General features: G+C 55.0%; 13 protein-coding genes and 1 pseudogene. 7 read left to right on the forward strand and 7 right to left on the reverse strand.

Going from position 1 to position 13,917, the window contains the following annotated elements; all coding sequences use genetic code 11:
• The first annotated feature begins 104 nt into the window (after nucleotides 1–104).
• The gene (locus AACY09_RS12735; RefSeq protein ID WP_339488441.1) at nucleotides 105–2,390 is read left to right on the forward strand and encodes a fatty acid cis/trans isomerase; all 2,286 of its coding nucleotides are present in this window, start codon (nucleotides 105–107) and stop codon (nucleotides 2,388–2,390) included.
• A 40-nt stretch (nucleotides 2,391–2,430) separates the two neighbouring features.
• Here the strand turns inward: AACY09_RS12735 and AACY09_RS12740 are convergent, their stop codons facing one another.
• Nucleotides 2,431–3,168, reverse strand: a complete 738-nt coding sequence (locus tag AACY09_RS12740; RefSeq protein WP_339488443.1) for a DUF1223 domain-containing protein — start codon at nucleotides 3,166–3,168, stop codon at nucleotides 2,431–2,433.
• Between the two features lie 152 nt (nucleotides 3,169–3,320).
• On the opposite strand from AACY09_RS12740, the gene nfuA reads away from it, so the two are divergent.
• Nucleotides 3,321–3,905, forward strand: coding sequence for a Fe-S biogenesis protein NfuA (nfuA, locus tag AACY09_RS12745; protein WP_339488445.1), 585 nt, complete (start codon nucleotides 3,321–3,323; stop codon nucleotides 3,903–3,905).
• Between the two features lie 227 nt (nucleotides 3,906–4,132).
• Here nfuA and AACY09_RS12750 read toward each other — a convergent pair whose 3' ends face one another.
• The 3 genes from AACY09_RS12750 to AACY09_RS12760 all read right to left on the reverse strand — a co-directional run bounded on the left by AACY09_RS12750 (nucleotide 4,133) and on the right by AACY09_RS12760 (nucleotide 6,198).
• Nucleotides 4,133–4,372 carry a DUF1272 domain-containing protein gene (locus AACY09_RS12750; protein WP_339488447.1) on the reverse strand — a complete coding sequence of 80 codons (240 nt, stop codon included), beginning with the start codon at nucleotides 4,370–4,372 and terminating at the stop codon, nucleotides 4,133–4,135.
• 213 nt (nucleotides 4,373–4,585) lie between these two features.
• Nucleotides 4,586–4,855: a hypothetical protein gene (locus AACY09_RS12755; RefSeq protein WP_339488450.1), complete on the reverse strand. Its 270-nt coding sequence runs from the start codon at nucleotides 4,853–4,855 to the stop codon at nucleotides 4,586–4,588.
• A 263-nt stretch (nucleotides 4,856–5,118) separates the two neighbouring features.
• Nucleotides 5,119–6,198, reverse strand: coding sequence for a patatin-like phospholipase family protein (locus AACY09_RS12760; RefSeq protein ID WP_339488452.1), 1,080 nt, complete (start codon nucleotides 6,196–6,198; stop codon nucleotides 5,119–5,121).
• Between the two features lie 172 nt (nucleotides 6,199–6,370).
• On the opposite strand from AACY09_RS12760, the gene AACY09_RS12765 reads away from it, so the two are divergent.
• From AACY09_RS12765 to AACY09_RS12780, 4 genes are read left to right on the forward strand one after another with little or no spacing between them, the layout of a single operon-like run.
• Nucleotides 6,371–6,679 carry a PepSY domain-containing protein gene (locus AACY09_RS12765; protein WP_339488455.1) on the forward strand — a complete coding sequence of 103 codons (309 nt, stop codon included), beginning with the start codon at nucleotides 6,371–6,373 and terminating at the stop codon, nucleotides 6,677–6,679.
• Nucleotides 6,679–6,993 carry a PepSY domain-containing protein gene (locus AACY09_RS12770; protein ID WP_339488457.1) on the forward strand — a complete coding sequence of 105 codons (315 nt, stop codon included), beginning with the start codon at nucleotides 6,679–6,681 and terminating at the stop codon, nucleotides 6,991–6,993. Before AACY09_RS12765 ends, AACY09_RS12770 begins: the two co-directional genes overlap by 1 nt.
• Nucleotides 6,994–7,662 carry a response regulator transcription factor gene (locus AACY09_RS12775; protein WP_339488459.1) on the forward strand — a complete coding sequence of 223 codons (669 nt, stop codon included), beginning with the start codon at nucleotides 6,994–6,996 and terminating at the stop codon, nucleotides 7,660–7,662. It begins immediately after the preceding gene.
• Nucleotides 7,659–9,002 carry a sensor histidine kinase gene (locus AACY09_RS12780; protein WP_339488461.1) on the forward strand — a complete coding sequence of 448 codons (1,344 nt, stop codon included), beginning with the start codon at nucleotides 7,659–7,661 and terminating at the stop codon, nucleotides 9,000–9,002. The genes AACY09_RS12775 and AACY09_RS12780 overlap by 4 nt, the downstream gene beginning before the upstream one ends.
• A 49-nt stretch (nucleotides 9,003–9,051) precedes the next feature.
• On the opposite strand, the gene AACY09_RS22055 is transcribed toward AACY09_RS12780, so the two are convergent.
• From AACY09_RS22055 to AACY09_RS12790, 3 genes and pseudogenes are all read right to left on the reverse strand, one after another.
• Nucleotides 9,052–9,807, reverse strand: a complete 756-nt coding sequence (locus AACY09_RS22055; protein WP_445323848.1) for a methyl-accepting chemotaxis protein — start codon at nucleotides 9,805–9,807, stop codon at nucleotides 9,052–9,054.
• 102 nt (nucleotides 9,808–9,909) lie between these two features.
• A pseudogene (locus AACY09_RS22060) lies at nucleotides 9,910–11,196 on the reverse strand (PDC sensor domain-containing protein); the annotation flags it as partial.
• A 224-nt stretch (nucleotides 11,197–11,420) separates the two neighbouring features.
• Entirely contained in the window at nucleotides 11,421–12,017 is a 597-nt protein-coding gene (locus tag AACY09_RS12790) for an NADPH-dependent FMN reductase (protein ID WP_339488463.1), read from the reverse strand.
• A 242-nt stretch (nucleotides 12,018–12,259) separates the two neighbouring features.
• Between AACY09_RS12790 and AACY09_RS12795 the strand changes: the two genes are divergently transcribed.
• Nucleotides 12,260–13,585: a Na+/H+ antiporter family protein gene (locus AACY09_RS12795; protein ID WP_339488464.1), complete on the forward strand. Its 1,326-nt coding sequence runs from the start codon at nucleotides 12,260–12,262 to the stop codon at nucleotides 13,583–13,585.
• Nucleotides 13,586–13,917 lie beyond the last annotated feature (332 nt).

Here is a 13,917-nt window from a genome sequence, read left to right on the forward strand (position 1 = left end):
TTGCAGCGTGCGCGGTTAAACATGAATTTGATTCATGATAAAGACGATAGCCACATAAAACCCTGGCAGCTAGAATCGCCGCACAGCTCTATAAGGATGTGGTAATGCAGTTTCGTTTATTTATCTCGGCGTGTTTTGCCTTGGTCAGCCCACTGCTGGCAGCAGAACAGATTTCGTACAGCAAGGACATACAGCCGATCTTCACTAAAAACTGCGTTGCTTGCCACGCTTGTTATGACGCGCCTTGCCAGCTCAAGCTCGAAAGCGGGGAAGGGGCCGAGCGCGGCGCCAGTCAATCTCCCGTATATGACGGTGGACGCAAGAAAGCTCAAGATCCCACGCGCCTGTTCTATGACGCTCACACCGTAACGGAGTGGCGAAACAAGGGCTTCAACTCAGTGCTCGACCAGCAAGGCAGCCAAGCTGCATTAATGGCACGAATGCTCAAGCTGGGGCATGAGAACAACACATACACCCCCAACAGTAAGCTCCCGGAAAAGCTCGATGTAAGCATTAATCGGGTTAACCAATGCGCCTTGCCCGGTGATTTTGATAAGTACGCCGCCAAAAACCCGGCTGCAGGCATGCCATTTGCGGTCACCGGCCTGACTGCTGAAGACTATCAAACCCTGCAAAGCTGGTTGGCCAATGGCGCGCCTGTCGACAAGCTGGCGCCGGTTGCCACGCCCTCTGAAATGTCACAGGTGCAGCAGTGGGAGAAGTTTTTTAATCAACGCGGCGCACGCGAGACGTTGGTTACGCGTTGGCTATATGAGCATTTATTCCTCGCCCACTTATATTTCGACGAGGGTAAAACCCGGCACTTCTTCCAACTGGTGCGCTCGCGAACGCCGAGTGGCAAGCCAATTGACCCGATCGCCACGCGCCGGCCGAATGAAGATCCGGGCAACGAGTTTTACTATCGCATGGCGATGGTCCCCGATGTCATCGTGCACAAGACTCATATCACCTATGAGTTGAGCCCCAAGAAAATGGCGCACATTAAATCCATGTTCTTCGACGCGCCGTGGACTGCCGATGCAATCCCGGGCTACGGCGCACAACGCCGGGCCAACCCGTTTGAAACCTATCAGGCGATTCCGGCTGAAGCACGCTATCAATTTATGCTCGATGATGCGGAATACTTTGTCCGCACTTTTATTCGTGGGCCGGTTTGCCGTGGTCAAATTGCCACTGATGTGATTCGCGATAACTTCTGGACAATGTTCCAGGATCCCAAGCACGACCTGTATGTCACTGACCCGGAGTACCGTGCCCAAGCCAACCCGCTTCTGGCGATGCCCGGGCAGTTTGATGATATCGGCACCCTGGTTGGCATGTGGGACGATTACCACGACAAGCGTAATGAGTACGAAGAACTGCGCCGGGACCATTATGAGGACGCAGCGCTGCCTAGCTGGTCGAATATCTGGTCAGGTAATGATCAAGCCTTGCTATCGATCTTCCGCCAATATGACAGTGCATCGGTGCGCCGCGGCTTGATCGGTGCCGTGCCGCAAACCATTTGGTGGCTGGACTACCCGTTGCTGGAGCGCACCTATTATCAACTGGTGGTCAATTTTGATGTGTTTGGTAACGTCGCACATCAGGCACAGACACGTTTGTACTTTGACTTGATCCGCAATGGCGCTGAGCAAAATTTCTTGCGTTTAATGCCCGCGGATTCACGCGAACATATCTTGAAAGACTGGTATCGCAACAGCGGTCGGCTCAAGCTTTGGCTCGATTACTATGAAGGTATCGACACGGACACCAAGACCGCGCTTTCACTTGACCCCAAGCATCCTAAACGCGATTTTGCTGCGCAGTTGCTGATGCGCGCGGGCGACCTTAACGCAGCGCCCGACCCGATCAACCGCTGCGCTGACGGTCATTGCTACCAAGCCAAATCTGACCCGCAGATGCAAGGTGCTGAGCAAGCGCTAAGCCGTTTGGTTAACAAGCCGGCGGCGGGACTCAAGGTGATCAGTCAGTTGCCTGAGGCAACCATCATCCGTGTCGAAGAGACCAATGGTAGGCGCAACATTTACAGCCTGCTGCGTAATCGCATGCACAGTAATGTCGCCTTTATCGTCGGGGAGGGCTTGCGCTACGAACCAGGGCTGGACACCTTGACAGTGTATCCGGGGGTGATGAGCAGCTACCCCAACTTTATCTTTAATGTCCCGGCTAAAGAAGTGCCTGAGTTTGTCAGTGCACTTGAGCAGACGAAAGATGCTGGCGCCTTCGAGAAGGTGGTTGATCACTGGGGAATTCGCCGTACCCATCCGGATTTCTGGCGCTACTTTCATGATCTGACACGCTACATCGAAGAAACGGACCCGGTGCAAGCCGGTGTCCTGGACATGAACCGCTACGAAAATCTCTAAGCAATCATGGCCGCGCAGTGACCTGCGCGGCCATTGATACTTATGGCGCGATCCAGCCGCCAACCGCTTGGTACGGAGCAGGTTGGCCTGGCACGCCTAACCAGGCAACAACTGCCTGCCGTTCACCACGAGAATCATCATGCAATTGGCTGTGCCAGTGATTGTTATCTGCGCTGCTGACTTGTTGCAGGCTCAGTACCACAAAATCGTGCTTGATGGTCTTGCCCGCGTTTTCACCCCTGGCAATCTTGGTATCGATACCAAAGCCAAGGCGGGCGACGTATAGAGTCAGGTCTTTCGGTGCCGGTTGTTTGGGCTCAAAGACTACGTCCAGGTTGCTGCCATCCAGGGTCAGTTGCAACTTGCCAACAGCCTGTTGCGCTGTCGGCAGGCGTAACGGTTCATTTTGAAACCAGCCACGCCATTCGTGGCCGGCGACCACAAATCCCGGCGTATACACCGAACTGGTGCCGCCGCTTCGAGCGTAATCGCGTTGCCGTCCGCTGTAGCTTTTATTGGCAAAAGGATCTTTCCAGCCCAGGTAATCCCAGTAATCGACATGGAAGGCCAGTGGGATCACCTGTTTCCATAGCTGCGGTGATTGTGTGAGTGATGACAGCCATTTCTCTGCTGGCGGACAGGAACTGCAACCCTGTGAGGTGTAAAGTTCCACAACGCTGGTTGGCTGCTCATGACTGATGAACGTCTGCACTGAGCCATGGGCCACAGCACTGGCCAAAAGCAACGTGGTGGGCAAGAGTTGCCAGATCTTTTTCATTGGTAAGTACCTCAGCAAAGCCGACTGGGTGTCTGGTACTGGACGGGCGGCGCGCTGACTTGTTACAGACAAATTAATCCGACAAAAATACTCAGGCTTTATCATCTGGGCCCTGTTGGCGTACAATGCACTCATGTTTGCGAGGAGTTGCCATGAGCACTATCACTATTACCGACGCTGCCCACGATTATCTGGCTGATCTGCTGAGTAAGCAGGACACAGCGGGCATCGGCATTCGCGTATTTATCACTCAACCCGGCACCCAATATGCAGAAACCTGCATTGCTTATTGCAAGCCTGGTGAGCAAAAGCCTGAAGACACTGCCATTGGTCTGGCCAGCTTTACCGCGTGGATCGACGCTGTAAGCGAGCCCTTCCTTGAAGATGCTGTAGTGGACTACGCCACTGATCGTATGGGCGGCCAGCTGACGATCAAAGCACCCAACGCCAAGGTGCCAATGGTCAATGAAGACAGCCCGATCAACGAACGTATCAACTATTACCTGCAAACCGAGATTAATCCGGGCCTCGCCAGCCACGGCGGACAGGTGAGTTTGATTGATGTGGTTGAAGAAGGCATTGCCGTGCTGCAATTTGGCGGCGGTTGCCAAGGGTGTGGTCAGGCCGACCTGACGCTCAAGGAAGGCATCGAGAAAACCCTGCTTGAGCGTATTCCTGAGCTCAAAGGCGTTCGTGATGTGACCGACCACAGCAATAAAGAAAATGCTTACTACTGAGTTTCAGTGGTGACGAACAAAGGCGCCTATAGGGCGCCTTTGTTTTGAGCTGAATTTATAACTCCGCCGGGCATGCTGTGCGCCTGGTTCACATGACCTACCGCCGTTTTGGCGTTGGTCGGGAGGGTAGATGGCGCGTTTTAGCCATCATTTTTGGATATGCGCATGCGGGTTATGGCTCGAGCCAGGGTGGACTGGCTTCGCGTTGCCACGGCCTGGAACCTCGGCTACTTGCACGCCTGCTGGGCGTGAATCCGTTGAGTTGAAGCCGGAGATTTAACCAGCTTCTCGTTTACCCGGCGCGGACGTGGGACTAACTCACCTGAGCAATTGGGACACTTGAGTTGTAGGTGCTCGTTGGCACAGTCGCGGCAGAATGTGCATTCGAAGGAGCAAATAAATGCTGCGTCAGAGTCGCCAGGCAGATCGCAATCACAGCACTCACAGTTGGGGCGTAATTCGAGCATAGATAGTCCTTACCGGCAGGGAGTATGAGTGTTCGCACATGAGGGAAGCACAGCGGTGAGCGTTGGATACAGTGTGCGCTCAACGACAATAGGGCAACAAGGACAGGAAGCCCACAGATATTGCCAAATAATCAGATTCAGCCCAATAAGCTGAAATATCCAGGCCCCGCTGCGCTCAACGGCGCAGCGGTAGCCTGAGAGGCAGGCGACAAATTAAGCCGGCATGCTCCAAGGGGCGAGGTCAAAACCCTGACGGCTCAACTCTTCACGAGATTCTGTGATTACCTTGGCCAATAGCTCAGGGTTGGTATAGGTGCTGCTCGATAGTTTGGTACGGCCCAGCAGGCGAGTGCTGGTACGGTCGATGACCGTTAGCGTCAGCTCGTCAGTGCCATTTTGTGGCGACCATGCGACACATTGAAACGGTTGAAAAGCGCGGTCGACAATTAATAAAGCTTCATTGCAACGCAATTGTGCGTCCATTGGGTCAGTGACTCCTGGTTAGTCCCAAAAATGTGAAAGTCAGTACACGCTTGTGTTTATTGACTCTTCACAGTGTTGATGACTGGTGTTGACCCATAAGTCACATATCCGTTCGAAAAAAGATGGATTTTTTCATTAAAACTGTGTTTGCACTGATCAGCGGCAATTAAACACGAAGTTTTCCGCATTTTATTGCCATTTTCAGGTCGACTGAAAATGCAGGAATTAGGTGGAATCAAAGGTTTATCGGACTATCTTGAGACTCATAATGGGATGATCCGGGTGTGCAGTTGGGCCGTTTCGGCCAACTCTAGAAACTCATCGCCCAAGCGTTGGCTTTCGCGCATTGCAGTACGCCAGTAACGCTCACGTCCGGTATCGTCGCCAAGGAATCGGCTGAAGTCTTTGCGGTCAGGCAACTTCCTGTAGGGCAGCTTTTCCAGGTACTGGGCAGATGGCGCGAGCAGCAGTACATCTTGTAAGCGCAGGTTGTCGCCGCGCCGCCACGGCATGGTTTTGTCGAACCAGCCCGGAATCACCTTATCGGTGAAATGCGGATACAAGACAATATCCTCACCGCTGAAGGGCAGGTCGAGGTGGTAATCGAGTAGGCCGCCATCACGGTAAGTGCCTGCGCCAGCTCCCGGGATATCACGCACACCTTGCATAACCATGGGGATCGAGCCTGAAGCCAGTAAGGCATGGCGCAGGTTGTCAGTGTCCAGGGGCAAGTAGCGCGAAGGGAAGTCCGTGAGTGGGTGCAGCGGTGGCGCGAGTCGAGTGTCATGCAGGATTACGCGTTCAAAGTGTCGAGCCAGGCGTGAGCGCGCCAACAGGTTATTGCCGATAACCGAGGACAAGCCCAAGCCAAGCATGCCCCGGTGATCATGGGCAAGCAAGCCATGGCTCTTCACCACCACGATGTTGAGTCGGTAATCAGGGTTATTCAGTACGGCAGCATCCTGGCCTTCGAGTAGTTCGTCGAGCATGACCCGGCAGCTCTGCGAAATTTGAGCCATGGTCACGCCTTTGGCAAAGCGTTGTGAGGTGTACAACTCACCCAGGCGGCGTATACCTTGCGCAGCATCGGGCAGGCAGGCGCTGGCGAAGCGCCATGAGCCAATCGAAGCACCGATCAGTGAGCGTTCACGTGGCGCTTGTGGCAACCAGTCGCCAAATAAAGCCAGATCCAACCCCTGAATGCCCAGTGCCTTTGGCCCGCCTGCCGCGCCCGGCAATATACCGACATCAGCCGGTTGCAGCCCGCGCTCGCGAATGCGTGCCAAGGCGCGTGGCCCGGCTTTAAGGGTCAGGGCAGGGGATTTGATAATAATGGCGCTCATCTGGCTCTCCGTCACGCTAGGCAGCGATTATAGAGTGAGCGCTGCGCAGCAGGCCAAGTGGTTTCATTCGGTGAATACTAGGGGTTGGGCTGAGAGCGGGTTAATTCAGCTTGGTTTAAGTCAGGCTGGATAAGCTGTTCAACATTAACCGCAACCCTATGGGAGACCGACTATGAAACGCCTTATTACGCTTGGCATGATTGCCGCTCTCGGGCTGGGTGCTGGCATCGCTAACGCCCGTGACCTTGGCCCTGATGAAGCGGTAAAATTGCGTGATGCCGGGACTATCAAGGATTTTCAGCTGCTTAATGACAGCGCCTTGAAGCTGCACCCGAACGGACGCATCAGCGAAACCGAGCTTGAGCACGAATATGGTAAATACCTTTATCAGCTTGAGATCAAGGATAAAGACGGCATCAAATGGGATGTCGAACTCGATGCCACCACTGGCAATGTGCTGAAAAATCAGCAGGACGACTAATGAACACCCCGGCTAACAGGTTTGTGCTGATAGGGTTGCTCGCTTTGACGCTGGCGCAGACCGCCCATGCGCGTGACCTTGATCAGGATGAAGCGCTGCGTTTGCGCCGTGAAGGCGTGATACAGCCCCTTGAGACGCTTATGCAGCCTGCTATGCAACGGTATCCGAATGCGACGTTGCTGGAGGCTGAGCTTGAGGAAGAGGATGATGTACTAGTCTATGAAATTGAACTCCTGACCCAGCAAGGCCAGGTGCGTGAATTGGAATTGGATGCCCGGGATGGGCGAATCCTGAAGGATGAGGAAGACGACTGAATGCGCCTGTTGCTGGTGGAAGACCATGTACCCCTGGCCGACGAATTACTCGCCAGTTTGACCGCACAAGGCTACGCCGTGGATTGGCTGGCGGACGGTCGCGATGCCGTCTATCAAGGGGCGAGCGAGCCTTATGACTTGATTATTCTGGATCTGGGCTTGCCTGGTCTGCCGGGCCTTGAGGTGCTGCAGCAGTGGCGCAGTGGTGCGCTGGCGACACCGGTGCTGATCCTCACCGCGCGTGACTCCTGGTCTGATCGCATTGCCGGTTTAAAAGCCGGTGCTGACGATTACCTGAGCAAACCCTTTCATCCAGAAGAATTGCAGCTGCGCATTCAGGCGTTGCTGCGCCGCGCCCGAGGTATCGCCAATCAGCCACAGCTTGAAGCAGCAGGCCTGCAGCTCGACGAAGGTCGGCAAAGCGTTACGAGCCAAGGCGCCGAGATCGACCTCACGGCCGCGGAGTTTCGCTTGTTGCGCTATTTCATGCTGCATCCAGGCAGAATTTTATCGAAGAGTCATTTGGCCGAGCATCTGTACGACGGTGAAACCGAGCGCGATTCCAATGTGATTGAAGTGCACGTCAATCATTTGCGCCGTAAGCTCGGCCGCGACGTGATCGAAACCCGTCGTGGCCAAGGCTATCGCTTTAGTAGTGCCTGCCCTTGAAGTCGATTCAACGGCGGTTGAGTCTGGGCTTGGTGGCCGTGCTGGTGATTGTCGGTTTGCTGCTGGCGCAGGCCTCGTTATGGGTGTTCGAACGCAGTTTGCGCGAGCATATTGAACTCAATCTTCAAGATGAAGCTGAATCGCTGATCGTAGCCCTGGTGCGAGGCCCACAGGGTTTTCAACTCAGTGAGCAACGCCTCAGTGCGGCCTATAAAAGGCCGTACTCCGGGCTGTATTTTCGCATTGATTTCGGCGACACAACCTGGCGCTCGCGCTCCCTGTGGGACAGCGAATTGCAACCGGGCGACAAAACCGGATTGCAGGACGGCCTGATCGACGGCCCCCAGGGCCAGCAGTTACTGACTTATCGAGGTGACTATCAACGCTTCGGCCAGAAGCTGGTGATCTCGGTGGCTGAGGATTACTCACCCATACTCAAAAGTGTACGCGATGTGCAAATGCTTGGCCTCGGTTTGGGCGTTGGCGCGCTAATTCTGATTCTGATCTTGCAGCGCAGCATTGTGCGGCGCGCACTGCGGCCCCTGGAAAACACCCGCAAACAGATTGCTCAGTTGCAGCAGGGTCAGCTCAATGCACTCGACAGCCAAGTGCCCGTCGAGCTAGAGCCCTTGGTGGAGCAGATCAACCACCTGCTGGCCCATACTGAAGAAAGCTTGCGGCGCTCGCGTAATGCCTTGGGTAACTTGGGACATGCCTTGAAAACCCCCTTGGCTGTGCTGGTTAACCTGTCATCGCGCAGCGAACTGCAAGCCCATCCCGAGCTGCGCCAAAAGCTTGATGACTGCCTGGAGCAAATCGAACAACGCTTGAGCCGTGAACTGAATAAAGCCCGGCTTGCCGGTGAAGCCTTACCCGGCGCGCACTTTGATTGCGCGGCCGAGCTACCCGGTTTGTTCAGCACCCTTGAGATGATCCACAGCCGCGGCTTGAAACTCGACTGGCAAGCTCCGGTGGGTTTGCGCCTGCCCTGGGATCGAGAGGATTTACTCGAGCTGTTGGGCAATCTGCTGGATAACGCCTGCAAGTGGGCTAGCACCCGGGTTCAATTAGTGATCACGGCGAAGGCCGAGGGTTATCAGCTTGAGGTCGGTGATGATGGACCCGGTATCGCAGTTGATCAGCGTGAAGACGTGCTGAACCGTGGCATTCGCCTTGATGAACAAGTTCGAGGCCATGGTTTGGGGCTGGGTATTGTCCGCGATATCGTTGACGCCTGGGGTGGTGAAATCAGTTTGGATGACAGCCCCTTGGGTGGGTTGAGCGTGCGAGTAACCCTGCCATCGCGGCGTGTAGGGCTAAAGCCGCTAACGCCAGCTTAATTCAATAGCTATCGACGCGATGATGCCACCGATAGCTGCGGACTCAAGGTTAAACCCGGAATTGATCCATCAGGCTTTGCTGTTGGTTGGCCAGACGGTTGAGGTCCTGGCTGACCTGAGCTGACTCATCGGCCTGACTGGTAATTGACTCGGTGACATCGCGGATGGATGCAACGTTGCGGTTGATTTCCTCGGCCACTGAGCTTTGTTCCTCAGCCGCGCTGGCGATCTGCAAGTTCATGTCGGTAATGATGCCAACGGCCTCACTGATACGCTGCAGTGCGGCCACGGCGTGCTCAACCTGCTCAACACTGCCTTGGGCCTGACGATGACTGCTGTTCATGGTGCTGACCACTTCACGGGTACCGCTTTGCAGGCCTTCAATGACCTGACGAATCTCCTCTACCGAATCTTGTGTGCGCTTGGCCAAGTTGCGGACTTCATCGGCTACCACTGCAAAGCCACGGCCCGCTTCACCGGCGCGGGCCGCTTCAATGGCGGCATTGAGGGCGAGTAAGTTGGTTTGCTCGGCGATGGAGCGAATCACTTCAAGTACCGAGCCAATTTGATCGCTACTGGCTGCCAGCCCTTCGACTTCTTGCATGGCCACGCTCATCTCATTGGCCAGTAATTCAATGGATGAGGTGGTTTTATCGATGACGCCGAGGCCATCGCGTGTGGCATGGTCAGCACTGCGCGCCGCTTCTGCTGCTTGCGCGGCGTTCTGCGCGACATCATGGGCAGTGGCGCTCATCTCCTGGAATGCCGTGGCGACCTGATCAACCTCACGGAATTGCTGTTGCATGCCTGCGCTGGTCTGGCTGGCAATTGACGCCGACTGGTCAGCCGTAGCCCGTGCATCAACCACGCTGCGCTTCACCTCGGCAATGATTGGCTGCAGCTTGTCGAGGAAGCGGTTGAACCAGCTTGCCAACTCACCGAGTTCATCGTGTTTGGTGTAATTAAGGCGTTTGGTCAGATCGCCTTCGCCGCTGGCGATGTCTTTGAGCATGGTCGATACACCGATGATCGGACGCGTCACGCCCCGTGCAGTGAGCCACATAAGAAGTAGGCCGAGTACCACTGCAATCAAGCCGATCAGCAGCGAAACGGAACTGTCTTGAGTGCTGCGATCATCAAGCTGGGCCTGGAGCTTGAGGGCAGGGGCCAGCAGTACATTTTCCGGCACCTGAATCATCACGCTCCAAGGTTTAGCTTCAGGGATCGGCTTGAATGGCTCGATCACCCGCAGCATGTCAGCCTGATGCAAAGCAGCCGATTGACCGGCAGTGATCAGGCCCTGGATTTCACTGCTTTGTTCAGGAAATGCCTTGTCCAGTGATTTGCTAAGCAGGCTGGCGTCCAGGCTGTGCCCGGCAATCAAGCCGGATGGACTGAAAATACTGACGTGTGCCTGGCCGTTGTACAGCTCGCCACTGGCTTGAATGCTGAGTTGCTGCAGGCTATCGAGGCTGATGTCGAGCCCGACTACGCCGATGACTTTGCCGTCGACTTGCAGCGGGAAGGCAATGCTGGTCATCAGTACCTGCTTGCCTTCGACATCATCGAAATAGGGCTCCAGGACGCAGGCTTTAGCGGTATCACGGGGGCAGGTGTACCAAGCATTGTAGGGGTCACCACTTGGGCCCTTTTCGGTTTTGCTGAGGTCTTCTTCCGGAATGGCTTCGGACTCAAGCTTGCCAGGGGTTGATTGCGACCAGTAGAGGGAAAAGCGGCCTTTGTCATTGCTGCCCAATTCGGCTTGGTCAGCAAACAACTCATCCTTGCTATCGAGGGCATTGGGCTCGAACACCAGATACAAGCCAAGAATCGAAGGATTGGCCTCAAGGCTGGTGCGCACTTGGCGAGTAAGGTCTTCACGCAAATCGAAGGCATCAAGGAAGCGTTTCTCAGCCTGTTCACGGAGGAACAGAATTTGCCGAGAGAACCCTTTACCGTACTGATAGGAGTCCATGAAGTAGCGTTGGATACGTATGGCTTGAAGCTCTCCGCGCGACTTAAGGCGTAACTCGGCGCTGTCTTTAAGCATCTCGCTGCTTGATGCGCTAACCAGGCTGGCACTTTGTTTCGCCTGATAGAGCGAAGCCCCGACCAGCAAGGTCACGATCGCCACCAGGCACAAACCTGCCAGCAAGGTGATTTTTAGTTGGATGGAGAGCCGGTTAAGCATCATGCGGTGTTCCTATGTAAAGACCTTCGATACCGAACTATCGGCTAGGCCCTTTGTTTCTTTATAAGAAACTGCCGCAAAATGTAGTTTTTATTGCACGGCTCATCGGGTTAACGAGCAAAGCTGGAAAAATTCACTTTGCTGCCCGTTTTTGGGGCGTTTTCCAACTGCGCTTGAGCCATAAAAAACCCGGAATAAACCGGGTTGTAAAGGGCAGGCAATGGGTACTACATACCGTTGGTGAAGGCGGGTTGAGTCATGTCGATTGATTCGCGCACCGGTTTTAGCGCTTGTGCGTATTTGCCGAGGATGTCGAGGCTGTAGTCAATCCGCGCGCGCAAGCGTTGATCATCTTCAGTTTGCGGCTCGGGCATATTCAGCACTTGTTCAACATGGCGCACAATCAAGTGCTCAGGCAGGTAGCACAGGCGGCAGTTTTTGTAGCTTGAGCCGCGCAGTTCACTGATAGGAGCGCTGCCGCCAATGCCTGACGACACCGCAACCAGCAGCCCTGGCTTGTGCCCAAGTTCGGTCTTGCTGGCGTAGATAAAGAAGTTCTTGATCGCCGGGCATGCCATGCCATTCCACTCAGGCGCTACGATAATCACCGCATCGGCACTTTGCAGTTGCTGGCTGAATAGTCCCCAAGGTCCGGCATCTTCTGCTGGCCAAAGAGGCAACGGCGCAAGCCCTAGGTCAATGACCTGACTTTGCGCCTCACTGGTCAGCTCGAGTTGCATCAGGCGTTTACGCAGAAAACGCGCGACTTTGCCTGATTGGCTGTTGTTACGGCTAGATCCCGCGACGATGGCAATATTAAGCATGCAGTACTCCCCATATCGAAAGGGGCAGGCTAGCGACATAGTGGGCTCGGCAGCAAGTATGTAAACGCCAATCGCACTCGCTGATTAGGCCAGTCACGCCTCCTTGACGGGTTGTTTGGCACCGGTGGGCGAGAAGTTTTGACAGCTCCAGGCACATGGGGCAGAGTACCCGGCTTTTTTTGTGGATCGCCAAATTTTGGCGTGTCTACGCGGATTTTTAGTCGAGCTCTAGGGAGCAATTGATGAACGCAGTCATAGCAGCGGTCGGCATTATGCTGGTCCTCAGTTTGTGCCGGGTACATGTGGTGGTCGCGTTGATTGTCGGTGCACTGGCAGGCGGCATGATTGGCGGCCTTGGCCTTAACGGTTCACTCGAAGCCTTTAATAACGGGCTCGGTGGCGGGGCCACGGTTGCATTGTCATACGCATTGCTCGGCGCTTTTGCCGTGGCCATTGCCAAATCGGGCATGGCTCATGCCTTGGCCGATAAAGCGGTAGCCCTGGTTGGCGCCAAAGAGGAAGGTGGTTCAGGGGGCGGGGCATTGAAGTGGCTGCTGATCGGGCTGCTGCTCTGTGTGGCGATTGCCTCGCAGAACGTGTTGCCGATCCATATCGCATTTATTCCGCTGCTGGTGCCGCCATTGCTCTACGTGTTGAGCAAAATGCAACTCGATCGGCGTTTGATTGCCTGTGTGCTGACCTTCGGCTTGGTCACGCCTTATATGTTCTTGCCGGTTGGTTTTGGTGGCATCTTCCTTAATGAAATCCTCTTGGCCAACGTAGCTAAGGCGGGCGTTGATATCAGTGGGATCAGTGTTACCCATGCGATGGCGCTGCCGGCACTGGGCATGCTTTGCGGTTTGTTGGTGGCGGTATTTTTCAGCTATAGCAAAAAGCGCGTTTATGACCTTGAGAAGATCGAGCAAGTTGAGCGGGTAGACGTTAAATACAATCCTCGAAGCTTGCTGGTAGCAGGTGTTGCGGTGGCCGTTGCCTTCGTTATACAGCTGTGGCTGGATTCGATGATTATTGGCGCGCTGGCTGGGTTTGTGGTGTTTTCAGTGTCTGGCGTCGTGCGCTGGAAAGAGGCCGACGGCCTGTTTACGGAGGGCATGAAGATGATGGCCATGATCGGATTCATCATGATTGCCGCCGCCGGATTCGCCGAAGTGATGAAGGCCACTGGCGACGTTAAACACCTGGTGGATGACGCCGCCGCGCTGATTGGCAATAACAAAGGTATCGGTGCAGTGTTGATGCTGCTGGTCGGTTTGCTGGTGACCTTGGGTATTGGCTCATCGTTCTCGACTGTGCCTATCATTGCCGCGATCTTCGTGCCCCTGGGTATTCAGCTAGGCTTTAGCCCGCTGGCGATCGTCAGTATTGTCGGTACCGCTGGCGCGTTGGGTGACGCGGGATCACCTGCATCTGATTCAACCCTGGGCCCGACCTCTGGTTTGAACATCGACGGCCAGCACAACCATATCTGGGACAGCGTGGTGCCTACATTCCTGCACTACAACATTCCGTTGCTGGTATTCGGTTGGGTGGCGGCAATGGTCTTGTAAGGCTCCAGTCGGGCTGACAACAGCCTGTTAGCGGAATCAACCAGCGCGGCAGCCAAACAATTGGCTGCCGCGTTTTTATTTAGGTTGTTGCAGTACAGCGTGGATACACGTTTGCTGAGGGGCCGCGATTTCAGTCGGTGGCCTTTTTTTGCCCAGGACGTTATAGTGGCCGCCCTTGTTGGGGAGTAGCCTGCTCGTGGCCTGCGGTCACAGAGCGTTCGTATCAACATTCTCGGCCTCATGCCGTGGTACGAACACCTTCGGGTTGGCGAGACCAACGATGCATCCATGCCTAAAGTCGGGCGTGTGGCTGCGTCGTTGACTCATAGCCC

The sequence above is a fragment of the Pseudomonas sp. EL_65y_Pfl2_R95 genome, assembly GCF_963971045.1.
GTDB lineage: Bacteria > Pseudomonadota > Gammaproteobacteria > Pseudomonadales > Pseudomonadaceae > Aquipseudomonas.